Source organism: Streptomyces manipurensis, from assembly GCF_049570255.1.
GTDB lineage: Bacteria > Actinomycetota > Actinomycetes > Streptomycetales > Streptomycetaceae > Streptomyces > Streptomyces manipurensis.
Window position 1 is genome coordinate 3,099,712 of the sequence record NZ_CP186950.1, and the last position, 25,816, is coordinate 3,125,527.

General features: G+C 74.0%; 22 protein-coding genes. 5 read left to right on the top strand and 17 right to left on the bottom strand.

Annotated elements, in window-relative coordinates:
* Nucleotides 1-43 precede the first annotated feature (43 nt).
* The 6 genes from ACPU2J_RS14225 to rsmI all read right to left on the bottom strand — a co-directional run bounded on the left by ACPU2J_RS14225 (nt 44) and on the right by rsmI (nt 6,053).
* A complete protein-coding gene (locus tag ACPU2J_RS14225; protein WP_420080557.1) occupies nt 44-952 on the bottom strand; it encodes a 4-(cytidine 5'-diphospho)-2-C-methyl-D-erythritol kinase in 909 nt (302 codons plus the stop codon).
* On the bottom strand, nt 949-1,860 hold the full coding sequence (rsmA, locus tag ACPU2J_RS14230; RefSeq protein WP_423833392.1) for a 16S rRNA (adenine(1518)-N(6)/adenine(1519)-N(6))-dimethyltransferase RsmA: 912 nt from the start codon (nt 1,858-1,860) through the stop codon (nt 949-951). Before rsmA ends, ACPU2J_RS14225 begins: the two co-directional genes overlap by 4 nt.
* Nucleotides 1,857-3,467, bottom strand: coding sequence for a ubiquitin-like domain-containing protein (locus tag ACPU2J_RS14235; RefSeq protein ID WP_420080556.1), 1,611 nt, complete (start codon nt 3,465-3,467; stop codon nt 1,857-1,859). The genes rsmA and ACPU2J_RS14235 overlap by 4 nt, the downstream gene beginning before the upstream one ends.
* 115 nt (nt 3,468-3,582) lie before the next feature.
* Nucleotides 3,583-4,464, bottom strand: coding sequence for a TatD family hydrolase (locus ACPU2J_RS14240; RefSeq protein WP_365135972.1), 882 nt, complete (start codon nt 4,462-4,464; stop codon nt 3,583-3,585).
* A 10-nt stretch (nt 4,465-4,474) separates the two neighbouring features.
* Nucleotides 4,475-4,975 (bottom strand): hypothetical protein, encoded by a 501-nt coding sequence (locus ACPU2J_RS14245; protein ID WP_420080555.1) that lies wholly within the window; start codon nt 4,973-4,975, stop codon nt 4,475-4,477.
* A 160-nt stretch (nt 4,976-5,135) separates the two neighbouring features.
* Entirely contained in the window at nt 5,136-6,053 is a 918-nt protein-coding gene (gene rsmI, locus ACPU2J_RS14250) for a 16S rRNA (cytidine(1402)-2'-O)-methyltransferase (RefSeq protein WP_361594668.1), read from the bottom strand.
* A 78-nt stretch (nt 6,054-6,131) separates the two neighbouring features.
* Between rsmI and ACPU2J_RS14255 the strand changes: the two genes are divergently transcribed.
* Nucleotides 6,132-7,898, top strand: a complete 1,767-nt coding sequence (locus tag ACPU2J_RS14255; protein WP_423833393.1) for a dolichyl-phosphate-mannose--protein mannosyltransferase — start codon at nt 6,132-6,134, stop codon at nt 7,896-7,898.
* 62 nt (nt 7,899-7,960) lie between these two features.
* Here the strand turns inward: ACPU2J_RS14255 and ACPU2J_RS14260 are convergent, their stop codons facing one another.
* Entirely contained in the window at nt 7,961-8,257 is a 297-nt protein-coding gene (locus ACPU2J_RS14260; RefSeq protein ID WP_365495806.1) for a hypothetical protein, read from the bottom strand.
* A gap of 188 nt (nt 8,258-8,445) precedes the next feature.
* Nucleotides 8,446-8,988, bottom strand: a complete 543-nt coding sequence (locus ACPU2J_RS14265) for a GNAT family N-acetyltransferase (protein ID WP_399820399.1) — start codon at nt 8,986-8,988, stop codon at nt 8,446-8,448.
* Between the two features lie 160 nt (nt 8,989-9,148).
* Between ACPU2J_RS14265 and ACPU2J_RS14270 the strand changes: the two genes are divergently transcribed.
* Together ACPU2J_RS14270 and ACPU2J_RS14275 are read left to right on the top strand one after the other, a co-directional pair.
* A complete protein-coding gene (locus ACPU2J_RS14270) occupies nt 9,149-10,774 on the top strand; it encodes a penicillin-binding transpeptidase domain-containing protein (protein WP_420080553.1) in 1,626 nt (541 codons plus the stop codon).
* A gap of 121 nt (nt 10,775-10,895) precedes the next feature.
* The gene (locus ACPU2J_RS14275) at nt 10,896-11,387 is read left to right on the top strand and encodes a YbaK/EbsC family protein (protein ID WP_389069451.1); all 492 of its coding nucleotides are present in this window, start codon (nt 10,896-10,898) and stop codon (nt 11,385-11,387) included.
* 31 nt (nt 11,388-11,418) lie between these two features.
* Here ACPU2J_RS14275 and ACPU2J_RS14280 read toward each other — a convergent pair whose 3' ends face one another.
* From ACPU2J_RS14280 to ACPU2J_RS14295, 4 genes are read right to left on the bottom strand one after another with little or no spacing between them, the layout of a single operon-like run.
* A complete protein-coding gene (locus ACPU2J_RS14280) occupies nt 11,419-12,576 on the bottom strand; it encodes a serine hydrolase domain-containing protein (RefSeq protein WP_420080552.1) in 1,158 nt (385 codons plus the stop codon).
* 28 nt (nt 12,577-12,604) lie between these two features.
* Complete coding sequence (locus ACPU2J_RS14285; RefSeq protein ID WP_365495812.1) at nt 12,605-13,402, bottom strand: energy-coupling factor ABC transporter ATP-binding protein; 798 nt, start codon at nt 13,400-13,402, stop codon at nt 12,605-12,607.
* Entirely contained in the window at nt 13,390-14,151 is a 762-nt protein-coding gene (cbiQ, locus tag ACPU2J_RS14290) for a cobalt ECF transporter T component CbiQ (protein ID WP_420080551.1), read from the bottom strand. Before cbiQ ends, ACPU2J_RS14285 begins: the two co-directional genes overlap by 13 nt.
* Before the next feature lies 1 nt (nt 14,152).
* On the bottom strand, nt 14,153-15,205 hold the full coding sequence (locus ACPU2J_RS14295) for an energy-coupling factor ABC transporter permease (protein WP_420080550.1): 1,053 nt from the start codon (nt 15,203-15,205) through the stop codon (nt 14,153-14,155).
* Nucleotides 15,206-15,371: 166 nt separating this feature from the next.
* Between ACPU2J_RS14295 and ACPU2J_RS14300 the strand changes: the two genes are divergently transcribed.
* Nucleotides 15,372-15,782, top strand: coding sequence for an SsgA family sporulation/cell division regulator (locus ACPU2J_RS14300; RefSeq protein ID WP_423833394.1), 411 nt, complete (start codon nt 15,372-15,374; stop codon nt 15,780-15,782).
* Nucleotides 15,783-15,857: 75 nt separating this feature from the next.
* Here ACPU2J_RS14300 and ACPU2J_RS14305 read toward each other — a convergent pair whose 3' ends face one another.
* Nucleotides 15,858-18,053: an MMPL family transporter gene (locus ACPU2J_RS14305; RefSeq protein WP_423833395.1), complete on the bottom strand. Its 2,196-nt coding sequence runs from the start codon at nt 18,051-18,053 to the stop codon at nt 15,858-15,860.
* Between the two features lie 120 nt (nt 18,054-18,173).
* Complete coding sequence (locus ACPU2J_RS14310; RefSeq protein WP_361594690.1) at nt 18,174-18,764, bottom strand: TetR/AcrR family transcriptional regulator; 591 nt, start codon at nt 18,762-18,764, stop codon at nt 18,174-18,176.
* 151 nt (nt 18,765-18,915) lie between these two features.
* Between ACPU2J_RS14310 and ACPU2J_RS14315 the strand changes: the two genes are divergently transcribed.
* On the top strand, nt 18,916-22,185 hold the full coding sequence (locus ACPU2J_RS14315) for a S41 family peptidase (RefSeq protein WP_420080548.1): 3,270 nt from the start codon (nt 18,916-18,918) through the stop codon (nt 22,183-22,185).
* Between the two features lie 105 nt (nt 22,186-22,290).
* Here ACPU2J_RS14315 and ACPU2J_RS14320 read toward each other — a convergent pair whose 3' ends face one another.
* Genes ACPU2J_RS14320 through ACPU2J_RS14330 form a run of 3 tightly spaced genes read right to left on the bottom strand, consistent with a single transcriptional unit; the run spans nt 22,291 to nt 25,768 of the window.
* Nucleotides 22,291-23,175, bottom strand: a complete 885-nt coding sequence (locus ACPU2J_RS14320; protein WP_423833396.1) for an SDR family oxidoreductase — start codon at nt 23,173-23,175, stop codon at nt 22,291-22,293.
* A complete protein-coding gene (locus tag ACPU2J_RS14325) occupies nt 23,172-24,098 on the bottom strand; it encodes an alpha/beta fold hydrolase (protein WP_365080615.1) in 927 nt (308 codons plus the stop codon). The genes ACPU2J_RS14320 and ACPU2J_RS14325 overlap by 4 nt, the downstream gene beginning before the upstream one ends.
* Nucleotides 24,095-25,768: a flavin-containing monooxygenase gene (locus tag ACPU2J_RS14330; RefSeq protein WP_423833397.1), complete on the bottom strand. Its 1,674-nt coding sequence runs from the start codon at nt 25,766-25,768 to the stop codon at nt 24,095-24,097. Before ACPU2J_RS14330 ends, ACPU2J_RS14325 begins: the two co-directional genes overlap by 4 nt.
* Nucleotides 25,769-25,816: the final 48 nt, after the last annotated feature.

The window sequence follows — 25,816 nt, forward strand, 5'->3', positions numbered from 1 at the left end:
CTGAGTATCCGCCATCGGGCCGCGCCGCGGCGGCCGGTCCGCGTCAGGCCGGCAGGACGGTGGCCCCCGGGGTGGGGCCCGTGGCGGTGCGGGTGGTGCGGCAGGTGGCGGAGGCTTCGAGGGCGGCGGCGACCTTGGCCGCGGCTTCCTCGTCGGCGACGAGGAAGGCGGTGGTGGGGCCGGAGCCGGAGACCAGCGCGGCGAGGGCCCCGGCGCCGAGGCCCGCGTCCAGGGTCGCCCGCAGGGAAGGCCGCAGGGAGAGGGCCGCGGGCTGGAGGTCGTTGGCGAGGGTGGCGGCGAGGGCGTGCGGGTCGCCGGAGGCGAGGGCCGCGAGGAGGGCCGGGGAGGCCTCCGGTTCCGGGATCGGCGTGCCTGCGGTGAGGCGGTCGAACTCGCGGAAGACGGCCGGGGTGGAGAGGCCGCCGTCGGCGACGGCGAAGACCCAGTGGAAGGTTCCGGCGTCGACGGGGGTGAGCAGTTCGCCGCGGCCGGTGCCGAGCGCGGCGCCGCCGGCCAGGCTGAAGGGGACGTCGCTGCCGAGCTCGGCGCAGAGGGCGAGGAGTTCCTCGCGGGGGGTGTCCAGGCCCCAGAGGGTGTCGCAGGCGAGGAGGGCGGCGGCGCCGTCCGCGCTGCCGCCGGCCATGCCGCCCGCGACGGGGATGTTCTTGGCGATGTGGAGGTGGACGGCCGGTTCGATGCCGTGGCGGGCGGCGAGGACCTCGGCGGCACGGGCGGCGAGGTTGGTGCGGTCCAGGGGGACCTGGTCGGCGTCGGGGCCGGTGCAGGTGACGGTGAGGGCGTCGGCCGGGGTGGCGGTCACCTCGTCGAAGAGGGAGACGGCGAGGAAGACGTTGGCCAGGTCGTGGAAGCCGTCGGGGCGGGCCGCGCCCACCGCCAGCCGGACGTTGACCTTGGCGGGGACCCGTACGGTGACGGGGCTCGGGGTGGTCACAGCGCGGGCCTCTCCGCTTCGGGCCGGTGCTCGGCGATCGCGGCGAACTGCTCCACCGTCAGGGATTCGCCGCGGGCCTGCGGCGAGACTCCGGCGGCGACCAGGGCGGCCTCGGCGCCGGCCGCGGAGCCGGCCCAGCCGGCCAGGGCGGCGCGCAGGGTCTTGCGGCGCTGCGCGAAGGCGGCGTCGACGACGGCGAAGACCCGCTCCTTGGTGGCGGTGGTCTTGATCGGCTCGGTGCGGCGCACGAGGGAGACGAGTCCGGAGTCGACGTTGGGGGCGGGCCAGAAGACCTTGCGGCCGATGGCTCCGGCGCGCTTGACGTCGGCGTACCAGTTGGCCTTGACGGAGGGCACGCCGTAGACCTTGTTGCCCGGTTCGGCGGCGAGCCGGTCGGCGACCTCCGCCTGGACCATCACCAGGGTCCGCTCGATGCTGGGGAAGCGGTCGAGCATGGTGAGCAGGACGGGCACGGCCACGTTGTAGGGCAGGTTCGCGACGAGTGCGGTCGGCGCGGGGCCGGGCAGTTCGGTGACGAGCATCGCGTCGGAGTGCACCAGCGCGAAGCGGTCCTTCTTCGCGGGCATCCGGGCCTCGATGGTGGCGGGCAGGGCGGCGGCCAGGATGTCGTCGATCTCGACGGCGACGACGCGGTCGGCGGCCTCCAGCAGCGCGAGGGTCAGCGAGCCCAGGCCCGGGCCGACCTCGACGACGACGTCGTCGGGGCGGACCTCGGCGGTGCGCACGATCCGGCGCACCGTGTTGGCGTCGATGACGAAGTTCTGGCCCTTCTGCTTCGTCGGGCGCACGCCGAGGGCGGCGGCCAGCTCCCGGACGTCGGCCGGTCCGAGGAGGGCGTCGGGGGTGCTGGGAGGGGTGTTGTCTGGCTGCTGCTCTGCGGTGCTCACCGGTAAAGCCTACGGCCGCAGTGGGGCCAGGGACTCGCCCCCCGCTGCACGTAGAGCTTCTTCGCCCGGTACGTCTGTTCCGCGCCGGAGGCATCCTGCGGGCGGCCGCTGCCGCCGAGGCCCTGCCAGGTGCGGACGTCGAACTGGTAGAGGCCGCCGTAGGTGCCGGACGGGTCGGTGGCGGAGGGGCGGCCGCCGGACTCGCACCGGGCGAGGGCCGCCCAGTCGAGTCCGTCGGCGCCGGAGACGGAGTCCGGCAGGGGCCGGGTGCCGATCCTGACGAGCTGGGTGACGGGTTCGCGCACGATCTCGTCGGCGACGGGGCGGGGCTTCTGCCGGACCCCGTTGACGGTCCGCAGGCTGTAGGTGACCCGGCGGGCGCCGGGGCGGCCCGCGCGTTCGACGACCTCGGTTCCGGCGAACAGGCCGGGGTCCCGGACCTCCTCGGTCGCGAAGGGGATGCGTTCCTCGCGGACCTCGTGGGTGCCGGTGATGCGCAGCACGGTGACGGTCTGTCCGTCGCGGGGGAAGGCGGTGGGGGGCACGGAGGTGGTGTCCTGCTCCCCCAGGGTGATCCCGGCCTGGTCGAGGGCTTCGAGGACGGTGGCGGCGTTGGTGCGGATGGTGCGTTCCCGGCCGTCGGCCATGAAGGTGACGCTGCGCTCGGTGCGGACGCCCAGGGAGAGGCCGGAGCGGGGGACGGGGGCGTCGCGGGGGCTGGTCAGGTGGGCGCCCTCGGCGCGGATGCCGAACTGGCGCAGGGCGCCGTCGACGGTGCGGGCGGTGGTCCACACCTGGCGCTGCTCCCCGTCGACGGTCAGGCGCAGGGGGCGGCCGTAGCGGACGACGACCTCCTCGCCGTCGTCGAGGGGCTCGCCGGGGGCGGGGGCGACCAGGTCGTGGGGGCCGATGGCGAGGCCTTCGGCGGCGAGGAGGGCGTCGACGTCGCCGGCGAAGGTGTGCAGGTTCCGGGGGACGCCGTCGACGGTGAGCCGTACGGCCTTGTCGGCGGCGACGAAGGCGGTGGTCCCGCCGGCGAGGAAGGCGACGACGAGCGCCTGCGGAACGATCCGCCGCCAGGTGCCGCCGGGGGCCGGGGCGGGGTTGCCCGTGGCGGTGGCGGTCCGGCGGCGGGCGCGTCCCGGTTCGGGGGCGGGGGCGGGTGCGGCCGCGCCGCGGCGGCGGCCGGTTCCGGCGGGGGCGGGCAGGACGGTGGTGCCGGGTCCGGGGGCCCCCGGGGTGGCGGGCGCGCGCCGCCGTCCGGGGCCGGGCAGGTCGGGCAGGGTCTCGTGGCCCGGTGGTGGTGTGTCGGAGGGGCGACGGCGGCCGGCGGGCGGCGGCTGCGGGGCGCGGCGGCGGCCCGGGCCGGGCCCGGGGGCGGTCCCGGCGGGTTCCGCGTCCGGGCCGGCGGGCGGCGGGACGGGCCGGCCGGGGGCCCGTCTGCGGCCCGCCCGGTGGTCGCCGGGGCGGGGTACGGGGACGGCCGGGACCGTGTCCTGCTGGGCCGGGTCGAGGTCCCCGGGGCCGGCCGGAGGGGCCGCGGGCGCGGCCGCGTACGCCTCCGGGGCGGGGCCGCCCCGGCGGTGGCTTCCCTGCGTTTCGCTCACGACGCTCGCTCCACTGGTGGTCCGGCACCCGCTGGTCGGGGCACGGCACCCTAGCGGAGGTGACGTCACGCTCCAAAGTCGGACGGCTACGCTGCGTGGCGTTCGCGGGGTGTGGTCAGTAGTCGAAGGCGCGGGCGGTGTTGGCGGCGAGGGCGGTGGCCATGGCGTCCTCGTCGATTCCCCGGACGGCGGCCATGGCCCGGACCGTCAGCGGAATGAGGTACGGGGCGTTGGGCCGTCCGCGGTACGGCGCCGGGGTGAGGTAGGGCGCGTCGGTCTCGACGAGCACCCGGTCCAGGGGGGCCACGGCCAGCGCCTCGCGCAGCGGGGCGGCGTTCTTGAAGGTGACGGTTCCGGCGAAGGAGAGGTAGTAGCCGGCGGCCGCGCAGATGCGGGCCATGTCGGCGTCGCCGGAGTAGCAGTGGAAGACGGTGCGTTCGGGGGCGCCCTCCTCTCGGAGGATGCGCAGCACGTCGGCGTGGGCGTCGCGGTCGTGGATGACGAGGGCCTTGCCCTGTCGTTTGGCGATCTCGATGTGGGCGCGGAAGGACCGTTCCTGGGCGGCCGTGCCCTCCGGTCCGGTGCGGAAGAAGTCGAGGCCGGTCTCGCCGACGGCCTTCACGTGGTCGAGGGCGGCCAGGGCCTCGATCTCGGCGAGGGCGTCGTCGAGGGCGGAGTCGCCGCCGCCGGCCCGGGCCCCCTGCCGGGACCATCCGTCAGGGTCCCCGTGGACGATGCGCGGGGCCTCGTTCGGGTGGAGGGCGACGGCCGCGTGGACGTTGTCGTACGCGGCCGCGGTCTCGGCGGCCCACCGGGAGCCCTTCACGTCGCAGCCGACCTGGACGACGGTGGTCACTCCGACGGAGGCGGCCTTGGCGAGGCCCTCCTCGACGGTGCCGGCCTGCATGTCCAGGTGGGTGTGGGAGTCCGCGACCGGCACCCGGAGCGGTTCGGGCAGCGGCGGCGGTGCGTCCTTGGCGGCGGAGGAAGGGCTCATGGAGCCGATCTTATGACCGTCGGAAGAGGCCCCTGAGCCGGGCGAGGAGGCCCGGCCGCGTGCCGGGGCCGGTGCCGCCGGCGGCGACGGGTCCGGGCGCGTCGTGGCTGCCGGTGTGGCGGCGCGGCTTCGGGGTGCGGGGGACGTCGGCCCCGGCGGGGACCGGGCCGGCGATCCCGGGGGCGATGCGGTGGTGGTAGAGGTGGTCGATCATTCCGAGCACCGAGGAGACCTGGCCGGCGCGCATGATCCGTACGACGTGCCCGCCGCAGTTCAGGCAGGTCGGGTTGGACAGGGGTGAGGGGACCCGCTCGCCGCCCGCCTTGTACATGATGAACGGCTCGCCCTTGGCGTCGACGTGGTGCTCGATCTCGTACGCCTGCTCCCATCCGTATCCGCACTTCATGCAGGCGAAGGAGTAGGCCTCGTGCACGGTCTGGAGGTCGGGGCCGGCGAACACGGCGGGGGCTGCGGCGGGGACGGGTACCGGGGTATCTGCGATCTCACTCATGCCAGCTCCTCTTGTTCCACTGGTGCCACTGCCAGTGGACGCCTCTGCGGGCGGGAGCGCATCAGGCCCTGTCCAGTGTTGGACGGTCTTTGGGCGAGTCATTCCCAAAGTGCCCGGCGCGCGGTCCGAGCTTTGCCTTTCAGACTAGCTCTTTACCGGTTTATGGCGCCTTTTGTGCCGCATTCTTTGCCGCCACGACGGCGTCGAACACCTCCCGCTTGGGTACGCCCGCCTCGGCCGCGACCGCCGCGATGGCCTCCTTGCGGCGCTCCCCCGCCTCCTCGCGGACCCGCACGCGGCGCACCAGCTCCTCGGCGTCGACGTCGCCGGGGCCGGCCGCCGGGGCTCCCTCCACCACGACGGTGATCTCGCCGCGCACGCCTTCGGCGGCCCAGGCCGCGAGCTCGCCGAGCCCGCCGCGCTTGACCTCCTCGTAGGTCTTGGTCAGCTCGCGGCAGACGGCGGCCCGCCGCTCGGCGCCGAAGACCTCGGCCATCGCGGCCAGGGTGTCGTCGAGCCGGTGCGGGGCCTCGAAGTAGACGAGCGTGCGCCGCTCGTCCGCGACCTCGCGCAGCCGGCCGAGGCGCTCGCCGGCCTTGCGCGGCAGGAACCCCTCGAAGCAGAAGCGGTCCACGGGCAGCCCGGACAGCGCCAGGGCGGTGAGCACGGCGGAGGGCCCGGGCACCGCGGTGACCCTGATGTCCTTCTCCACGGCGGCGGCGACCAGCCGGTAGCCGGGGTCGGACACCGACGGCATGCCGGCGTCGGTCACCAGCAGCACGCGGGCACCGCCGGCCAGGGCCTCGACCAGCTCGGGGGTCCGCGCGGACTCGTTGCCCTCGAAGTACGACACGACGCGCCCCGTGGTGTGCACGCCGAGCCCCTGGGTCAGCCGGCGCAGCCGCCGGGTGTCCTCGGCGGCGACGACGTCGGCCCGCTCCAGCTCTGCGGCCAGGCGCGGCGGGGCGTCCGCGAGGTCGCCGATGGGGGTGCCGGCCAGGACGAGCGTGCCCGTGAGGCCCTCGTCGCGGACGGCGGTGGAGGTGGGTTCGGTGCCGCGGGGCTGGTCAGTTGTCACCCGCCCATCCTCTCAGCCGCGCGGCCCGCCGCCCCCCGCCGCTGGGGTGCACACAGATCTCTTCCCTACGATGTGCCGGTGACCAGTACCGCGACGCCGCCGCCCAGCCCCGCGGGGGCCCTGACCCCCGTGACGCCGGGCCGCGATGAAGAGCCGCCCACCTGGCTTCGCCGGCTGCGCGGCTTCGGCTACGCGCCTGCGGCCGCTTCGCCGCGCGCGGACGTCCGCACCCGCCTGGTGCCCCCGTACACCAAGCCGTCCCGGCAGCTGTGGCTGACGCTGGGGCTGGGGCCCGAGGTGTGGGCGACGTGGCAGCGCGTGATGGCGTGGGCGGGGCCGGTGCTCGTGGCGCTGGTGGCCGGGGTGCTGCGGTTCGTGCACCTGGGCAGCCCGAAGGCGGTGATATTCGACGAGACGTACTACGCCAAGGACGCCTGGGCCACGATCAAGCAGGGCTACGAGGCGAACTGGCCCAAGGACATCGACAAGTCGATCCTCGCCAACCCGGACGGGGTCGCGCTGCCCCTGGACCCGGGCTACGTCGTCCACCCGCCCGTCGGCAAGTGGGTCATCGGGCTCGGCGAGTGGATGTTCGGGCTGACGCCCTTCGGCTGGCGGTTCATGACGGCGGTGCTCGGCACCCTGTCGGTGCTGATGCTGTGCCGGATCGGGCGCCGCCTCTTCCGCTCGACGTTCCTGGGCTGCCTGGCGGGCGCGCTGCTGGCGGTGGACGGCCTGCACCTGGTGATGAGCCGCACGGCGCTGCTGGACCTGGTGCTGATGTTCTTCGTGCTCGCCGCGTTCGGGGCGCTGCTCATCGACCGCGACCGGGTCCGGGCCCGGCTGGCCGACGCGCTCCCGGTGGACGAGGAGGGCCGGACCCGGCCGGACGCGAAGATCGCCGAGACCCTGCGGCTGGGCTGGCGGCCGTACCGGATCCTGGCCGGGGTCTGTCTGGGCCTGGCGGCGGGCACCAAGTGGAACGGCTTCGTCGTCCTGGCCTTCTTCGGCGTGCTCACCGTGCTGTGGGACGCGGCCGCCCGGCGCACCGCGGGCGCGGGCGCCCCGTACGCGGCGATGCTGCGCCGGGACGCGCTGCCCGCGTTCGTCTCGACGGTGCCCGTGGCGATCGTGACGTACGTGGCCTCCTGGTCGGGCTGGATCCTCAGCCCGGACGACGGCAAGGGCGGCTACCTGCGCGACTGGGCCGCCAAGAACGACCAGCACAGCTCGCTGTCCTTCCTGCCGGAGTGGCTGCGCAGCCTGTGGCACTACGAGACCGAGGTGTACAACTTCCACGTCGGGCTGACCTCGGGGCACACCTACGAGTCGAACCCGTGGAGCTGGCTGGTCCTGGGCCGGCCCGTGTCGTACTTCTACGAGTCCCCGGCGCCCGGCACCGACGGCTGCCCGGCGACGGAGGCGGGCAAGTGCGCCCGCGAGGTGCTCGCGCTGGGCACCCCGATGCTGTGGTGGGCGGGCTGCTTCGCGCTGCTGTACGTGCTGTGGCGGTGGATCTTCCGCCGTGACTGGCGGGCCGGCGCGATCGCCTGCGCGCTGGGCGCGGGCCTGCTGCCCTGGTTCAACTACCAGGAACGGACGATCTTCTACTTCTACGCGGTGGTCTTCGTCCCGTACCTGTGCCTCGCGGTGGCCATGATGATCGGCGCGCTGCTGGGCCCGGCGGGATCGTCGGAACGCCGCCGCGCCCTGGGCGCCATCGGCGCGGGCGTCCTGGTCTTGCTGATCGTCTGGAACTTCATCTACTTCTGGCCGATCTACACGGGCCAGACCCTCCCCATGGACTCCTGGCGCGGCCGCATGTGGCTGGACACCTGGGTCTAGCAGGTCCGGCAGCGCGGACGACGGGCCCGGCACCGGAGGGTGCCGGGCCCGTCGTGTGGGCGCTACGGAGCCGCCACGTTGCAGGCCGATTCGGCGACGTTCTTGCTCGCGCCGACCGCGACGAGGCTGGCGGAGCAGCTGGGCTGGTTGCCGTTGTGGCCCTGGTAGCACGCCTCCGAGACGCCTTCGGTGGTCTTGGGGCTGTGCTGGGCGACGTACTGCTCGCAGGCCTGCACGTCCGCGAAGGCGGACGGGGCGGCGAGGACGGTGCCGCCGACGGCGAGGGCCAGGCCGGCGAGGATGCTGGGGATACGAGCCGACGGACGCATGCGGTGCACCTGCTCTCTCGGGTCGGTCACGCGGTCCGTGCGCCACCGGGACGGGCGCGGGGGCGCCAGGGGCGCCAGGGGTGCGCGCGGGTGTGCCGGACCACGGGCGGGGGCGGCGCGGAGCAGGCTCTCCGGGGGGCGGGCGACCGGCTCGACGCCTCGGTCGCCCTCGCCCTTCCGACGCTAGAACACGGCCCCGGCGGCTGCACTTCGGCCGGTCAGGCGGGCTCGTCGTCCCAGGCGGGGAGGGTGGTGGTGCCGGTGAGCCAGTCGCGGCGCAGGACGGCGTACCCGACCGCGTCGTGGACGGCGGTGCCGTCCGCGGAGGGCCAGCCGTCCCGGTAGTGGGCCTCCTTGACGTAGCCGCAGCGCAGGAAGGTGCGGCGCATCGCCGTGTTGTCCCGGCGGGTCGTGCCCTCGATGCGGCGGATCCCGGGGAACTCGGTGAAGAGGTACCGGGTGAGCCAGGCCAGGGCGTGGGCGCCGGCCCCGCGGCCCCGGTGGGCGGTGCGGATCCGCAGGTCGAAGACGGGCGTGCTGTCGCCGAGGTCCATCAGGCGGACGAGTCCGATGTCCTCGCCGCCGGCGGTGATCCAGAAGGTCCTGTTCCCGTCGTTGCAGTAGCGGCCCTCCGCGATCCACTGCCGGGCCCGGTCGGGATCGACCAGGGGCGAGCCGTGGAACGGCCAGGTGTCGGTGGTGAGGAAGGCGACGAGGTCAGCGGCGTCGGCGGGGGTGTAGGCGCGGTAGGTGAGGTCCACGGCGGAACTCTAGGGACGCTCCGGCCGGGCCGCAGCGATTTCCTTTGCGAACATTCCGGTCCGGTAACGACGACGCACCGTCCGACTCCGGGGAGTAAGGTCTGAGTCGGACATTCCTTGAACGCGTTCAGGAATCGTGACTCCGGGGGGAGACGGAAAAGTGAACGGGGCAGCAAAGGGCGCGGTCATCGGCGGGGTGTTCCTCGCGATGGTCGGCGCCACCGGATACGGCGTGTACGCGCTGGTGGGAGACGGCGGGGAGGGCGGGGACGCGACCACCTCCGCCCTGTCCGCGGACAGCGGGCCCGTCAAGGAGAAGGAGGCGGAGGCGGCCGCGAAGGCCTTCCTCGCCGCATGGGCCGCCGGGGACGAGCGGGTGGCCGCCGACCTGACGAACAATCCGGCGGCCGCGCAGAGCGCGGTCGGGGAGTTCCGCAGCAGGGCGTTCGTGTCCAAGGCGGTGATCACCCCCGGACCGGCGACCGGCACCACCGTGCCGTTCAAGGTCGAGGCGGAGATCACGTACGAGGGCACGACCAAGCCCCTGGCCTACGACTCCACGCTGACCGTGGTGCGCGGGCTGACCAGCGGCAAGCCCCTGGTCGACTGGCAGCCGTCGGTGATCCACCCGCAGCTGCAGAAGGACGAGAAGCTGCGCGCGGGCGCCCCGGCGAGTCCGCCCGTCAGGGCCGTCGACCGCAACGGCGAGGAGCTGACCGCCGAGAAGTACCCCTCCCTGCGCCCGGTCCTGGACCAGCTGCGCCAGACCTACGGCGCCAAGGCGGGCGGGAAGGCCGGCGCCGAGCTGTGGATCGAGCCCGCAGCTGAGGGGGCGCCGCGGCGCAGCCTGCTGACGCTGGTCGCGGGTGAGCCGAGCACCGTCAGGACGTACCTGGACGCCGGGGTGCAGGCGGCGGCCGAGCAGGCCGTCACGAAGTACCCCGAGTCCTCGGTGGTCGCCGTCATGCCCAGCACCGGGCACGTCCTGGCCGTCGCCAACCACCGCCGGGACGGCTTCAACGCGGCGATGGCCGGCAACCGGGCGCCCGGCTCCACCATGAAGATCGTGACGGGGGCGATGCTGCTGGACCGCGGTCTGGTCGCCGCCGACAGGCAGGCGGAGTGCACGAAGGAGGTGTCCTGGGGCGGGCGGACCTTCCACAACCTGAAGAACTTCGAGGACCCGGGTGCCACCTTCGCCACCGCGTTCGCCCGGTCCTGCAACACCGCCTTCATCAAGCCGGTCAAGCACGTGAACGACGACGCCGCCCTGTCGGACGAGGCGCGGGAGGTCTTCGGGATCGGCCTGGACTGGAAGACGGGCGTGAAGTCCACCGACGGCAAGGTGCCGGTGGCGACGGGCGCGGAGGAGGCCGCCGGCTACATCGGGCAGGGCAGGATCACCATGAACCCGCTGAACGTCGCCTCGATCACCGCGACGGCGCGCACCGGCGTCTTCCGCCAGCCGCTGCTGGTCTCCCCCGAACTCGACGGGCGGAAGATCGCGACGGCCGAGCGGAGGATGAAGCCGTCGGTGCAGCAGCAGCTGGTGTCGATGATGCGGCTGACGGCGAAGAGCGGGACCGCGCGCGAGGCGATGGCCACGGTCGGCGGCGACAAGGGCGCCAAGACCGGATCGGCCGAGGTCGGGGGCGCCGGGGACAGCCCGGACAGCTGGTTCACGGGCTTCAGCGACGACCTCGCCGCGGCCGCCGTGGTCGAGGGCGGGGGCCACGGCGGCGACGCCGCGGGCCCGATCGTCGCCACGGTGCTCAACGCCCGCTGACCCGGAGCCCCGCCGGGCCGGCACGCGGCGGGACGGCACGCGGCGGGCCGGCATGCGCCGGGCCGGCGGGGCTCCGGGAACCGGCTCGCGCGGCGGTGCCCCGGGGCGCTAGCGTCCCGGCATGACGACCGCCGCGCACCCGCGCTTCGCCGAAGCACTGACCGCCCTGGGCATCGACGCCGAGGTACGGGCCTTCCCCGAGGGCACCCGGACCGCCGCGGAGGCCGCGGCGGCGATCGGCTGCGAGCTCGGCCAGATCGTCAAGTCGCTGGTCTTCGCGGCCGACGGGGTGCCCGTCCTGGTGCTGATGGACGGGGCCTCGCGCGTGGACGTGGCCGCGGTCGGCCGGGAACTGGGCGCCGCCCGGGTGACCCGCGCGGACGCTGCCGTCGTCCGGGAGACCACCGGATACGCCATCGGCGGGGTGCCGCCCTTCGGGCACCGCACCCGCACCCGGGTGCTGGCCGACCGCTCGCTGCTGGTCCACGACACGGTGTGGGCGGCGGCCGGAACCCCGCACACGGTGTTCCCGATGGCCCCGGACGAGCTGGTGCGGCACGCGGGGGCCACCGTGGCGGACGTACGCGAGCAGGCTCCCGCCACGGGGGCCTGAGCGGGGCGCAGCGCCCCGCGGGACGGACGGCTCAGAGGGCCGACTTCAGGGCCCGCACCAGGGCCTGCGCCCGGGGGTCGGCGGTGACCGACTTGGCGAGGGCGTTGGTGACGTAGCCGAAGCCGATGCCCGCCTCCGGATCGGCGAAGGCCAGCGATCCCCCGCGGCCGGGGTGGCCGAAGGAGGCCGGGGAGAGCAGCGGGGAGGCCGGGCCGTGCAGCATGTAGCCCGCGCCGAAGCGGGTGTTCACGACGAGGACCCGGTCCGGGCCGGCGGAGTGCTCCCGGGCGGCCAGCTCGGTGGTGGCCGGGGTGAAGATCCGGGCACCGTCCTCGACCACCCCGATCGTGGCCGCGTAGAACCGGGCCAGTCCGCGGGCGGTGCCGATCCCGTTGGAGGCGGGCAGTTCGGCCGCGCGGTAGGCGGGGGCGTTCTCGTCGGGCAGCGGGTCGATGGCGGCGAAGGCGCGCCGGGTGAGCGACGCGGGGTCGGCGTAGGCCTCGGAGACGTTGCGCCGCGGCCGGATCCGCAGCACACCCGCGGTCTCCGGCGGGTCGACCGGGGCCACCCGGCCCACCCGGTGGGCCGCGGTGTCCGGCAGGCCTATCCAGAAGTCCACGCCGAGCGGCTCGGCGATGTCCTCGGCGAGGACCGACCCGAGGGTGCGCCCGGTGACCCGCAGCACCAGCTCGGACAGCAGCCAGCTGTAGGTCTGCGCGTGGTAGCCGTGCGCGGTGCCGGGCTCCCAGGAGGGGTGCTGCGCGGCGACGGCCGCGGGGCCCGACACCCCGTCCGCGGCCTCGGCGGCGGTCAGCCCCCGGTCCAGGGCGGGGACTCCGGCCCGATGCGCCAGCAGGTCCCGTACGAGCACCCGCTCCTTGCCGCCGGCCTTGAACTCCGGCCAGTACGAGGCGACGGGCGCGTCGGGGTCCAGCAGGCCGCGCTGGTGCAGCAGCAGCGGTACGGCCGCGGCGACGCCCTTGGTGGCGGAGCGGACGACCTGCGCGGTGTCCTCGGTCCAGGGCTCGGTGCCGTCGGCGTCCCGGGTGCCGCCCCACAGGTCGACGACCTTGCGGCCGTCGCGGTAGACGGAGACGGCCGCCCCCCGGTCCCCGAGCACCTCGAAGTTGCGTACGAACGCGTCCCTGACGGGCTCGAAGCCCTCCGCCACCACACCCTGGATGTCCACGTGCGGTGCAACAACGCCGGACCGGTGCTTATGCCACCGATACCGTGCGCGGGTCGAAGCCGAAGGGCAGCTCCAGCCGGTGGGCGCGCATCAGGTCCTCGTCGCACAGCAGGTCCTGGGTGCGCCCGTCCGCCGCGATGACGCCGTCGCTGAGGACCACCGCGCGCGGGCACAGCTCCAGCGCGTACGGGAGGTCGTGCGTGACCATCAGCACCGTCACGTCGAGCGAGCGCAGGATGTCGGCGAGTTCGCGGCGGGAGGCCGGGTCCAGGTTGGAGGAGGGCTCGTCCAGGACCAGGATCTCCGGGCGCATGACGAGGACGGTCGCCACCGCGACCCGGCGGCGCTGGCCGAAGGACAGGTGGTGCGGGGGCCGGTCGGCGAACTCGGCCATGCCGACCTGCTCCAGTGCCGCCCGGACCCGCTCCTCCAGCTCCTCGCCGCGCAGACCGGCGGCGGCCGGGCCGAAGGCCACGTCCTCCCTCACGGTCGGCATGAACAGCTGGTCGTCGGGGTCCTGGAAGACGATCCCGACCCGGCGGCGGACCTCGGCGAAGTTCTTCTTCTCCACGGGCAGCCCGGCCACGGACACGGTGCCGACCCCGCCGCCGAGGATGCCGTTGAGGTGCAGCACGAGGGTGGTCTTCCCGGCGCCGTTGGGGCCGAGGAGGGCGACCCGCTCCCCGCGCCCGACGGTCAGGTCGACTCCGAAGAGGGCCTGGTGGCCGTCGGGGTAGGCGTAGGCGAGGCCGCTGACCTCGAGGGAGGGGACGCCGCTCGCGGCGGGAGCGGGGGTCGCGGGGGTCGTAGGGCTCACAGGGTCCATCCCATCAGACAGACGGCGAGCGCCGTCACGGGGAGCACGGACGCGTACGCCCACTGGGTGCGGGTGGCGGAGACCTCGTCGATCACCGGCATGGAGCCGGCGTAGCCGCGGCTGACCATCGCGAGGTAGACCCGTTCACCGCGCTCGTAGGAGCGGATGAACAGCGCTCCGGCGGTCTTGGCGAGGACGCCCCAGTGCCGGATCCCGCGCGCTTCGAAGCCCCGGGAGCGGCGGGCGACGGACATGCGGCGCAGCTCGTCGCCGATCACGTCGCCGTAACGGATCATGAAGGAGGCGATCTGTACGAGGAGGGGCGGCAGCCTGAGCCGCTGCAGGCCGAGGAGCAGGGCCCGCAGTTCGGTGGTGGAGGCGAGGACGACGGACGCGGCGACGCCGAGGGTGCCCTTGGCGAGGACGTTCCAGGCGCCCCAGAGGCCGGAGACGCTGAGGGACATCCCCCAGACCTCCACCCGCTCCCCCTCCGCGACGAACGGCATGAGCAGGGCGAAGGCGACGAAGGGGATCTCGATGAGCATCCGGCGGAGCATGTAGCCGGCCGGGATCCGGGCCAGGGCAGCGACCCCGGCGAGGAGGAGCGCGTACAGGCCGAAGGCCCACACCGCCTCGCGCGGTGTGGACACGACGACCAGCACGAAGGCGAAGGTCGCGGCGAGCTTGCAGTGCGGCGGCAGGTCGTGGACCGGCGAGTGCTCCGGCCGGTAGAGCCTGTGGGCGTGGCCGGCGCCCATGTCAGCCCACCGGCGTGGCGGTGGCGGCGGGCTCGTCGGCGCGGCGGCGGCGCACGGCCCAGAAGACGCCGCTGCCGACGGCGACGGTGCCGGCGACGCCGATGACGCCCGCGATGCCGACGGAGAGGCTCTCGTTCTCCACGTCCTTGACCGCGTAGTCGGCGAGCGGGGATCCGGCGGTGGCGTGCTCGTACTGGTCGGCCTTCGCGTCGATGCCCTTGTCGGCGGCGACCTTCTCCAGGCCGTCGGGGCTGGCGGAGGCGTAGGCGGAGACGATGCCGGCGAGGACGAAGGCGGTGGCCAGGCCGACGGCCCAGACCTTCTTGGTGGAGCGTGCGGCGGCCGGGGCGGGGGCGGCGGCCGGGGCGTCGACGAGTTCGCCGCCGACGCGCAGCCGCAGCGGCGCGCCGAGTCCGCGGGCGCCGTGCACCAGGTCGGGCCGTACGGCGATCACGGCGCCGACGGTCACGGCGGTGATGGCGGCCTCGCCGAGGCCGATCAGCACGTGCACGCCGACCATGGCGGTGAGCACCTTGCCGATGGGGACGTCGGTGGTGCCGCCGACCGCGTAGACGGCGGTGAAGGCGGCGGCCGCGGCGGGCACCGAGACCAGGGCGGCGACGAAGGCCGCCACGGTGACGGAGCGGCGGGTGGCCGGCAGGACCTTCAGCAGGCCGCGGAAGAGCAGGTACGCGACGACGACGGTGACGACGCCCATGACGGTGATGTTCACGCCGAGCGCGCTCAGGCCGCCGTCGGCGAAGAGGACGCCCTGCATGAGGAGGACGACGGACACGCACAGCACGCCGGTGTAGGGGCCGACGAGTATCGCGGCGAGGGCTCCGCCCAGGAGATGGCCGCTGGTACCGGCGGCGACCGGGAAGTTCAGCATCTGGACGGCGAAGATGAAGGCGGCGACGAGACCGGCGAGCGGCGCGGTGCGCTCGTCCAGCTCGCGGCGTGCACCGCGCAGGCTCACCGCGACCGCGGCGGCGGCCGCGACACCCGCGGCGACCGAAACGGGTGCGTCGATGAATCCGTCGGGTACGTGCATGGAGTCACTCCGCTCTTCACACAATCTTTAACCGTTCAAGAATGTGCCCAGTTGCGAACCACTGGCAAGAGCGGGCGCATCACAAATAGGGGCTCGCGTTCTCGTGGGAATGTGCGAGGCTGGAGGACAAGCGGACCTAAATGTTCCGATTTGAGGAGTCTTGTCGATGTCAGCCACCGCCGAGAATCTCCCAGCGGCCGCGACGACGGCCACGACGGCGACCGCTGCCGCCGCCGTCGAGGAGCGGGTCCGCGCCCGTGTGATCACGGACGATCCCCTCTACCGGGCCATTCCGGTCGCCCTGCGCTTCGCGCCCGCCGAGCCGCTGGCCGTGCGGATCGTCTTCCCGGCCGGGCTCTCCCCCGAGGGCACCGACAACGAGTGGGTCTTCCCCCGGGCCCTCCTCGAAGCGGGCCTGCAGGCCCCCACCGGCACGGGCGACGTCCGCGTCTGGCCCTGCGGCCGGGTCCAGGCCGTCGTGGAGTTCCACTCCCCGGAGGGCGTCGCGGTGGTCCAGTTCGACATCGCCGCGCTGCGCCGCTTCCTGCGCCGCTGCCACGCCCCCGCCACCCGTTAGGCGCAACGCGCGAGGCCCGGCCCCGCACCCCTGGTCGACAGGGGTGCGGGGCCGGGCCGTGTCCGGGCGGACGGGTCAGGCGCTGACCAGCTCGCGGTCCTTGTCCGGGCCCTCCGGGGAGGACTCGCCTTCCAGGTGCTTGCGCAGGCTCTCGCCCTCCACGTCCACGTTCGGCAGCATCCGGTCCAGCCACTTCGGCAGCCACCAGGCACGGTGGCCGAGCAGGGCGAGGACCGCCGGGACGATGGCCATGCGGACGACGAAGGCGTCGAAGAAGACCGCGACGGCCAGGCCGAAGCCGATCATCTTGACCATCTGGTCACTGGCCCCCATGAAGCCGGCGAACACCGCGATCATGATGACGGCGGCGGCCACGACGACCCGCGCGCTGTACTGGAAGCCGGTGACGACCGCCTGGCCCGGGCGCTCGCCGTGGACGTACGCCTCCCGCATGCGGGTCACGAGGAAGACCTCGTAGTCCATGGCCAGGCCGAAGACCACGCCGACCATGAAGATCGGCATCATCGACATGATCGGGCCGGTCTGCTCCACGCCGAAGACCGAGCCGAGCCAGCCCCACTGGAAGACCGCGACGACCGCGCCGAGGGCCGCGACGACCGAGAGCAGGAAGCCGAGGGCCGCCTTGAGCGGGACCAGGATCGAGCGGAAGACGAGCATCAGCAGCAGGAAGGCGAGGCCGACGACGAGGGCCAGGTAGGGCAGCAGCGCGTCGTTCATCTTCTGCGAGAAGTCGATGTTCATCGCGGTGGCGCCGGTGACGAGGACGTCCTTGCCGCTGCCGTCGCGGATCTCGTGGACCAGGTCCTCGGTCTGGGTGGAGGACGGACGGTCCTTCGGGATGACGGTGATCACCGCGGCGTCACCGGCCTCGTTGGGGGTCGGCGGGGTGACCGCGGCGACGCCCTCCAGGCCCTTGATCCGGTCGACGGTGGAGTCCGCGAGGGCCTTGTCGCCGTCGACGACCACCATCAGCGGGCCGTTGAAGCCCGGGCCGAAGCCCTCGGACAGCAGGTCGTACGCCTGGCGCTGGGTGGTGGAGACCGGCTGGGCGCCGTCGTCCGGCAGGCCCATCTCCAGCTTGCTCGCCGGGACGGCGATGATGCCGAGGCCGATCACACCGGCCAGCAGCACCATGACGGGGCGGCGCAGGACGAAGCGGGCCCAGCGGGTGCCGCCGTTGGCCTTCTTCTCGGAAGCGGCCTTGCCCTTGCCGAACAGCCGGCTCTTCTCGCCCGCGGGCAGGACCTTCTTGCCCGCGAAGCCGAGGATGGCCGGGACCAGGGTGAGCGCGACGAGGACGGCGATGACCACGGTGCCCGCGGCCGCGACGCCCATCTTCGTCAGCATCGGGATGTTGACGACGGCCAGGCCCACCAGGGCGATGACCACGGTCAGACCGGCGAACACGACGGCGGAGCCGGCGGTTCCGGTGGCCCGGCCCGCGGCCTCGTCGCGGTCGCGGCCGTCGGCGAGCTCCGCGCGGTAGCGGGAGACGATGAAGAGGGCGTAGTCGATGCCGACCGCGAGGCCGATCATCGTGGCGAGGGTGGCGGTGGTGTTGCCGAGGTCCAGCACGTTGGCGAGCGCGGTGATGGAGGAGACGCCGATGCCCACGCCGATGATCGCCGTCAGCAGCGGCAGGCCGGCCGCGACCAGCGAGCCGAAGGTGATCACGAGGACGATCGCGGCGACCAGGATGCCGATGATCTCGCCGGATCCGGTCTCGGGAGCCACCATCAGCGCGTCACCGCCGATCTGGACGTTGAGGCCCGCGGCCTTGGCGTCCTCGCCGGACTCCTTGAGCGCGTCGCGGGCGGCGTCCTTCAGCTCCATGCCGCTGACCGTGTACTTGGCGCTGATGTAGGTGGTGGAGCCGTCCTGGCTGACCGCCTGCACCTCGTACGGGTTGGCGACGGAGGCGATCTGCTCCGCGCCCGGGCCGGTCTTCAGCCCGTTCACGATCTTCTCGACCTCGGCCTTGGGGCCGGGGTCGGTGACCTTGGCGCCCTCGGGAGCCTTGACGACGATGCGGGCGGTGGCGCCGTCGGCGGCCATGCCCGGGAACTTCTCGTCCAGCAGGTCGAAGGCTCTCTGCGCCTCCGTGCCGGGTATGGAGAACGATCCGGAGGTCGGGGCGGTCGCGGTCGCCGCGCCGAAGCCGGCGGCGAACAGCAGCGCCACCCAGAGGAGGGCGACGAGTCCGCGGCGCCTGAAGGCGCCCCGGCCGAGTCGGTAGAGGAAGGTGGCCACGTCGGCGGTTCTCCCGTTCGGGTCGTGGGATGGATCCGGAGGATCAGGGCGTGAAGAGCCGGCCCGACGACGAGAGCGGCGTGTCAGGAGCAGCGGATGGGGCGGAGGTGACGGGGAGCGTCAGACACCGAGGGCGGGGAAGACCACGGCGTCGACGAAGTCACCGAGGAACGTCCGGTCCACCGGCCGGTCCTCGATCAGCGGGAGCGCGATGAACGCCCCGATGAGCATGTGCGGTACGAAATCCAGGGCGGGGCACCCCGGGTCGATCTCGCCCCGGTCGACCGCGCGCTGCAGCATCACCTGCAGCCCGGTGATCTCCGGGTCGACGAGCAGGTCCCGTAGGGCCTTGTGGAGCTCCGGGCTCTCGTGGACGGCGTGGGCCAGACCCCGCATCAGCGCGGTGTCCTTGGCCATCTGCGCGTCGTCCGAGAGCTCCACCATGCGCGCGAAGTCCCCGCGCAGGCTGCCCGTGTCGATCTCCCGCAGCGAGACGGGCTGCGTGCATCGAAGGGCCTTGGCGACCAGCTCCGGCTTGCTCCCCCACTGGCGGTAGAGGGTGGCCTTGCTGGACTTCGTACGGGCGGCGACCGCGTCCATGGTCAGCGCCTCGTAGCCGACGTCACGCAGGAGGTCGAGGACCGCCTCGTGCAGTTCGGCCTGCCGTTCGGGGGTGATCCGGCTGCGCCGGGCCGTCATCGCCTCGGTCATCTCCGCGTCTCCGTCCGAACGAAACTGTTCCGTACTCCTCCGACAATACCCCCAACGCCCAACGAAACGAAACCGTTCCGTTTCGCTTCGGGAGTGGCATGGATCACCAGTACGGGTTGCCGGGCCCCCTCCCCGCGGAAAGCATTGGGGGGTGAGTCACGACGTCGCGTACCTCCGGTTCCCGCACCTGCACGACGACCTGCTGTGCTTCGCCACCGAGGACGACCTCTGGGTCGCCCCGCTCGTCCCGGACGGCCAGGAGCCCGGCCGGGCCTGGCGCGTCACCGTCGACCGGACCCGGGTCGGTCACCCGCGGTTCTCCCCCGACGGCCGGCACATCGCCTTCACCACCTGGCGCAGCCTCGACCCCGAGATCCACCTGGCCCCCGTCGACGGCGGCCCCGCACGGCAGCTGAGCCACTGGGGGGCCACCGACACCCGCGTCTGCGGCTGGGACCCCGACGGCAACATCCTCGCCGTCTCCTCCCGCGAGCAGCCCTTCTCCTACTTCTCCTGGGCCTACAAGCTGCCCACCGACGGCAGCCCGGGCGGGCGCCTGCCCTGGGGGCCCGTCTCCGACATCCAGGTCGCCGACATCGACGGCGAGCACCGCAGCCTGCTGCTCACCGGCAAACCCCCGCACGAGCCCGCCGCTTGGAAGCGCTACCGGGGCGGCGCCATGGGCCGGCTCTGGCTGCACGGGCGCCAGCTCGTGGAGGGCATCGAAGGACACCTCGACTCCGCGATGTTCGTCGGCGGCCGCATCGCCTTCCTCTCCGACCACGAGGGCATCGGCAACCTCTACTCCTGCCTGCCCGACGGCACCGACCTGCGCCGCCACACCGACCACGACGAGTTCTACGCCCGGCACGCCTCCAGCGACGGCTCCCGGGTCGTCTACCAGTGCGCCGGGGAACTCTGGCTCGTCGAATCCCTGGCCCCCGGCGCCGTCCCGCGCAGGCTGCGGGTCCGCCTCGGCGGCCCGCGCGCCGGACGGCGCACCTACCAGGTGCCGGCCGCCAGCCACGTCGACTCCCTCTCCGTGGACGCCACCGGGCGGGCCAGCGCGGTCGTGGTGCGCGGCAGCCTGTACTGGCTGACCCACCGCGACGGACCGGCCCGGACCATCGCCGACACCCCCGGCGTGCGGGTGCGGCTGCCGGAGATGCTCGGCAGCGGCGGACAGGTCGCGTACGTCACCGACGCCGAGGGCGAGGACGCGATCGAGATCGCCTACCTGCCCCGCGCCTCCGGGGACCGGGCGCCCCGCCGGCTGGCCTCCGGCCGGCTCGGCCGCGTCACGGAACTGCTCGCGGACCCCGACGGCGAACGGCTCGCCGTCGCCTCCCACGACGGACGCCTGCTGCTCGTCGATGCGACGGAGGACTCCGGCGGCGAGGTCACCGAGCTCGTCCGGTCCGTCAACGGCCCCGTCACCGACCTGGCGTTCTCCCCCGACGGGAGCTGGCTCACCTGGTCGCACCCGGGCATCGGGCGCTCCCTGCGGCAGATCAAGATGGCCCGGATCTCCGGGCCCGGGGCGCGCGCCGTCGTCGACGTCACCAACGGCCGTTTCGCCGACGAGAACCCGGTCTTCACCCGGGACGGGCGCTACCTGGCCTTCCTGTCCTGGCGCGGCTTCGACCCGGTGTACGACGTGCACACCGGCGACCTGTCCTTTCCGCTGGGCTGCCGCCCGTACCTCGTGCCGCTCTCCTCGGCGACCCCCTCGCCCTTCGCGCTCTCCGCCGAGGGACGGCCCGCCGCGGGCGGCCTGGACCCGGGCGAGGGCGACGCGGAGAACCAGGGCGACGCCGGCGCCGTGACGGTCGAGGTCGAAGGGCTGGAGAGCCGCGTCACGCCCTTCCCGGTGACCGCGTCCAAGTACTCGGCCCTGTACCCGGTGAGCGGCGGCGGGCTGGTCTGGCTGCGCTGGCCGATCTCCGGCGCGCTCGGCGAGACCTTCGCCAATCCCAACGACATCAGCGGCAAGCCCACGCTGGAGCACTTCGACCTGACCAAGGCCCGCAAGAGCGAACTGGCCTCGGGGCTGGACTGGTTCGCGGTCAGCGGCGACGGCACCCGGCTCGTGATCAACGACGACGGGGACCTGCGCGCGGCCCCGGCCACCGAGTCGGGCGACGGGGACTCGACGGTCTACCTGGACCTGCGGCGCATCCTGCACGAGGTGGACCCGGCGGCCGAGTGGCGCCAGGCCTTCGAGGAGGCCGGGCGGATCATCCGCGCGTACTTCTGGGAGCCGAACATGTGCGGCATCGACTGGGACGGCATCCTGCGCCAGTACCGCCCCCTGGTCGAACGGGTCGCCTCCCCCGACGAGTTCGCCGACCTGCTGCGCGAGGTCCTCGGCGAGCTCGGCACCTCGCACGCCTACGTCTCCCCCGCCCGCCGCAACGAGGGCCCCCCGCACTACCAGCGGGCCATCGGCCTGCTCGGCGCCAACCTGGTCCCCCGGGACGGGGCATGGACGGTCGGCAAGATCCTGCCCGGCGAGTCCTCCGACTCCAAGGCCCGCTCCCCGCTGGCGGGCACCGGCATCCGGGAGGGCGCCGTCCTCACCCACGTGGACGGACGCCCCGTGGACCCGGTCGCCGGCCCCTACCCGCTGCTGGCCGGAGCGGGCGGCACCACGGTGGAGCTGACCTTCCGGCCGGAGGAGGGCTCGGGCCGCTCCCGCCGGGTCGCCGTCGTCCCGCTCGTCGACGAGCGGCCGCTGCGCTACCAGGACTGGGTGTCCAAGCGCCGCCAGGTGGTGCGCGAGCTCAGCGGCGGACGGTGCGGCTACCTCCACATCCCCGACATGGGCGGCTCCGGCTGGGCGCAGTTCAACCGCGACCTGCGCATGGAGATGTCCCGGCCCGCGCTGATCGTGGACGTGCGCGGCAACGCCGGCGGCCACATCAGCGAGCTGGTGGTGGAGAAGCTCACCCGCTCCATCCTCGGCTGGGACCTGACCCGCGACGCCCAGCCCGTCAGCTACGCCTCCGACGCCCCCCGCGGTCCCATCGTGGCGCTGGCCGACGAGGCGACCTCCTCGGACGGGGACATGATCACCGCGGCCTTCAAACTGCTGGGCCTGGGACCGGTGGTGGGCCAGCGCACCTGGGGCGGGGTGGTCGGCATGACCGGCCGGCACGCCCTCGGCGACGGCACGGTGATCACGGTGCCGATGAACGCCGCCTGGTTCCCCGAGTACGGCTGGTCGGTGGAGAACCACGGCGTGGAGCCGGACTTCGAGATCCTGCGCACCCCGCTCGACTGGGCGGAGGGCCGGCACGCCCAGATGGACGACGCCGTGAACCTGGCGCTGGAGCTGCTGGAACAGGACCCGCCCGCGATGCCGCCCGGCTACACCGACGTACCGGACCGGCGCCGTCCGAAACTGCCGCCGCGGGAGTGAGCGGGCCCGCCCGGAGCGAGCGGGCCCGCGCCCGGGAGGGGCGGGCCGGAGGGGCGCGGGAGGCGCGCGGCCGCGGCGCGCCCGCGCCCCTCCCCGCCCCCGCGGTCAGCTGCTCCGCGTGCGCTGCTGCTCGTCGGCCGCCCCACCGGCCCCGACCAGGCCGGTGGACACCTCGCCCAGCCGCGGCTCGAAGCGCCTCATCTCGCGCCGCCCGCCCGTCGCGATGACCGCCGGCAGGTAGCCGCGGATCCCCTGCATCCCGCGCAGCCACCGCTGCGCGTAGACGTGCGCGGAGCGCCGTTCGATGCCCGCCACGATCCGGTCGACGGCCGGGCCGAGCGGGTAGGTGCGGTTCGCGGGCCAGGGCAGCCGCTGCCGCAGCTCGCGCATGACGTCGTTCTCGTCGGCGCCGCGCACCATGTCGGTGTCGGTCCAGGACAGGTAGCCGACGCCCACCTTGACGCCCTTGTACCCGACCTCCGCGCGCAGGCAGTGCGCGAAGGCCTCGACCCCCGACTTGGAGGCGCAGTAGGCCGTCATCATCGGCGCCGGGGTGATCGCGGCGAGCGAGGCGATCTGCAGGAAGTAGCCGCGGCTCTCCGTCAGCACGGGCAGGAACGCGCGGGCGGTGACGGCCCCGCCGATGAGGTTGACCTCGATCACCCGGCGCCAGGCGGCCGGGTCGGAGGTCTCGAACGGTCCCCCGGCGGCCACCCCCGCGTTGGCGACGACGATGTCGACCTTCCCGAAGCGCTGCTTGACCTCCTGGGCGACCCGCGCCATCGCCTCGTGGTCGGTGACGTCGGCGTACCAGTGGTCGCTGTCGGTGTGCAGGCGCCCGGACACCTCCTTGAGGGCCTCGGGCTCCAGGCCCACCAGGGCGACGCGCGCGCCGCGGGCGGACAGTTTGCGCGCCAGCAGCTCGCCGACCCCGCGGGCCGCCCCGGTGACGACGGCGACCTGGCCTTCCAGGTTCCGGGCAGCGCTCACGGTGTCTTCTCCTTCTCGGTGGTGTGGAGATGGCGGGCGGTCAGCTCGCGGACGACGCCGGTGACGGCCTCGGGCGCCTCGATCGGGGTCATGTGCCCCATGCCGGTGAGCTCGGTGAGGCCGGCGCAGTCCGGCAGCGCCCCGGCCAGTGCGCGGGCGTGCCCGATCGGGGTGAGCCGGTCGGCGGTGCCGCCGATCACGGCGGTGGGGACGGTCAGGCGCGCCACGTCGGCGTCGAGGTCCAGCCCGGCCAGCACCTGTGACCAGGCGTGACGCGTGCCGGTGGGGCAGGCGTGGACGATACGGGCGCACGCCTCGACCCGGTCGGGGGCCGAACCGGGGCCCATGGTGGCGTACTTCAGCACCTTCCGCGCGACGGGCGTGACCGGCCCGAGCGGGGCGCGCGAGCCGAGGACCGCGCCGGTGATCCGGGTCCGTACGCGCCCGGCGCGGCCGGGGATCACCGTGGCCTGCTCGACCAGCCGGGAGCTGCCGGTGCTGCACAGCAGCGCGGCCGCGGCGTGCGCGGTGAACTCGGGCCGGGCGGCCGCCGCCATGATCGTCATGCCGCCCATGGAGTGCCCGGCGACCACGGCCCGTTCGCCGGGGGCCAGGGCCGCGCCGAGCACCGCCACCAGGTCGTCGGCGAGGGCCGTGGTGCTGTGCGTCCGGCCGGCCGGGCTGCGGCCGTGCCCGCGCTGGTCGTAGGCAATGACCCGGTGGTCGGCAGCCAGGGCCCGGACCTGCGCGGCCCAGAAGGCGGTGGAGCAGGTCCAGCCGTGCGCCAGGACGACGGCCGGGGCGCCCTCCTCGCCGTGGACCTCGACGTGCAGGCGGGAGCCGTCGGCGGAGACGGCGACGAGTTCGCGCCGGGCGGCGGGCGGGGCGTAGGGCCCGGAGGTGACGTGCATCAGGCGGCTCACGCGGCGCCCTCGCTGGCCGTGTCCGCCGTGTCCGCCGTGTCCGCAGAGGACCCGGCGGCCGCGGGCCTGCCCGCCCCGGCCGCGGCGGGGACGGAGGCCGGTGCCGCAGGCGGCGGACCGGCCGCGGCGGTCGCTGCGGCCGCGACGGCCACCGGCTCCCGCTCCCGGACCCGTACGACCTCGTACTCCGCCAGGTCGACGCCGCGCGTCTCCCGGCGGAACTCGCCGGTCGTGCCCGGCCAGACGGTGGTGTTGCGGCCCTGGGCGTCCAGGTACCAGCTGGTGCAGCCGCCGGTGTTCCACACCGTCCGCTCCATCCGGGCCTGCACCCGGCGGTTCCAGCGGTGCACGGCGGAGGGCCGGGCGGCCAGCGCGGTCCGCCCGCCGAGCGTGCCGAGCTGGCGCAGGTAGTCGGCCATGTAGTTCAGCTGGGACTCGATCATGAGGATCATCGAGCTGTTCCCCAGGCCCGTGTTGGGTCCGATGATCGTCATCCAGTTGGGGAAGCCGGCCGCGGTGGCGCCGCGCAGCGACTGCATGCCGTCCTTCCAGGCGTCCGCGAGGGTCCGGCCGTCCGCGCCGACGACCCGGTCGGCGATCGGCATGTCCGTGACGTGGAAGCCGGTGCCGAAGATGATCGCGTCGACCTCGGTCTCGGTCCCGTCGGCGGCGACCAGCACCGAGCCGCGGATCTCCTTCAGCCCGGAGGCGACGAGGTCCACGTCGGGCCGGGCGAGGGCCGGGTAGTACGTGCTGGAGAGCAGGATCCGCTTGCAGCCGATCCGGTAGGAGGGGGTCAGCTTGGCCCGCAGCGCCGGGTCCTTGATCGACCGGGCCATGTTCGCCTTGGCCAGCGACTCGATCAGGCCGAGCTGGTTCGGGCGCTTGGTGAAGGCGCTGACCTGGAGCTCCCGCATCCCCCACAGCAGCCCGCGGCGGGCCGCCCGGGTGAAGGGCAGCTGGCGGTGCAGCCAGCGCTCGACGGCGGTGATGGCCCGGTCGGTACGGGGCATCACCCACGGCGGGGTCCGCTGGAAGAGGGTCAGCCGCTCCACCTCGGGGGCGATGGCGGGCACGATCTGGATGGCGGAGGCGCCGGTGCCGATCATCGCGACCCGCTTGCCCCGCAGGTCGTAGTCGTGGTCCCAGCGGGCCGAGTGGAAGACCTTGCCGGGGAACTCGGCGAGCCCCGGCACCTCGGGCATCTTCGGATCGGAGAGCGGGCCCGTGGCCGACACCACCACGTCGGCCGTGAGCCGCCCGGCGGAGGTCTCGATCTCCCAGCGCAGCTCGTCGGCGTCCCAGCGCATCATCAGGACCTCGGACCGCAGCCGGATGTGGCGGCGCAGCCCGAAGGTGTCGGCGACGTGCTCCAGGTAGGCGCGGATGGCGGGCTGGCCGGAGAAGGTGCGGGGCCAGTCCGGGTTCGGCGCGAAGGAGAAGGAGTACAGGTGCGAGGGGACGTCGCAGGCGCACCCCGGATAGCTGTTGTCCCGCCAGGTCCCGCCGACCGAGTCGGCCCGCTCCAGTACGACGAAGTCGGTGATGCCCTCGCGGCGCAGTCGTACTGCGGCCCCCAGTCCGCCGAAGCCGGACCCGATCACCGCCACCCGTACGTGCTCGCGCCCCGCACTTCCGCGGGTACCGCCCGTGCCGTCCATGCCGCCCATGCCCGCCGCCTTCCGCTCTTCCGCAGTCCCAGCCACGCAACACCGCAC

Coding starts and splice junctions, on each gene's coding strand:
- ACPU2J_RS14240 (WP_365135972.1), bottom strand. CDS start 4,464: ATGAGCCCTTCCTCCGCCGCCAAGGACGCACCGCCGCCGCTGCCCGAA.
- ACPU2J_RS14245 (WP_420080555.1), bottom strand. CDS start 4,975: ATGAGTGAGATCGCAGATACCCCGGTACCCGTCCCCGCCGCAGCCCCC.
- ACPU2J_RS14275 (WP_389069451.1), top strand. CDS start 10,896: ATGACGACCGCCGCGCACCCGCGCTTCGCCGAAGCACTGACCGCCCTG.
- ACPU2J_RS14285 (WP_365495812.1), bottom strand. CDS start 13,402: ATGGACCCTGTGAGCCCTACGACCCCCGCGACCCCCGCTCCCGCCGCG.
- cbiQ (WP_420080551.1), bottom strand. CDS start 14,151: ATGGGCGCCGGCCACGCCCACAGGCTCTACCGGCCGGAGCACTCGCCG.
- ACPU2J_RS14295 (WP_420080550.1), bottom strand. CDS start 15,205: ATGCACGTACCCGACGGATTCATCGACGCACCCGTTTCGGTCGCCGCG.
- ACPU2J_RS14300 (WP_423833394.1), top strand. CDS start 15,372: ATGTCAGCCACCGCCGAGAATCTCCCAGCGGCCGCGACGACGGCCACG.
- ACPU2J_RS14310 (WP_361594690.1), bottom strand. CDS start 18,764: ATGACCGAGGCGATGACGGCCCGGCGCAGCCGGATCACCCCCGAACGG.
- ACPU2J_RS14330 (WP_423833397.1), bottom strand. CDS start 25,768: ATGGGCGGCATGGACGGCACGGGCGGTACCCGCGGAAGTGCGGGGCGC.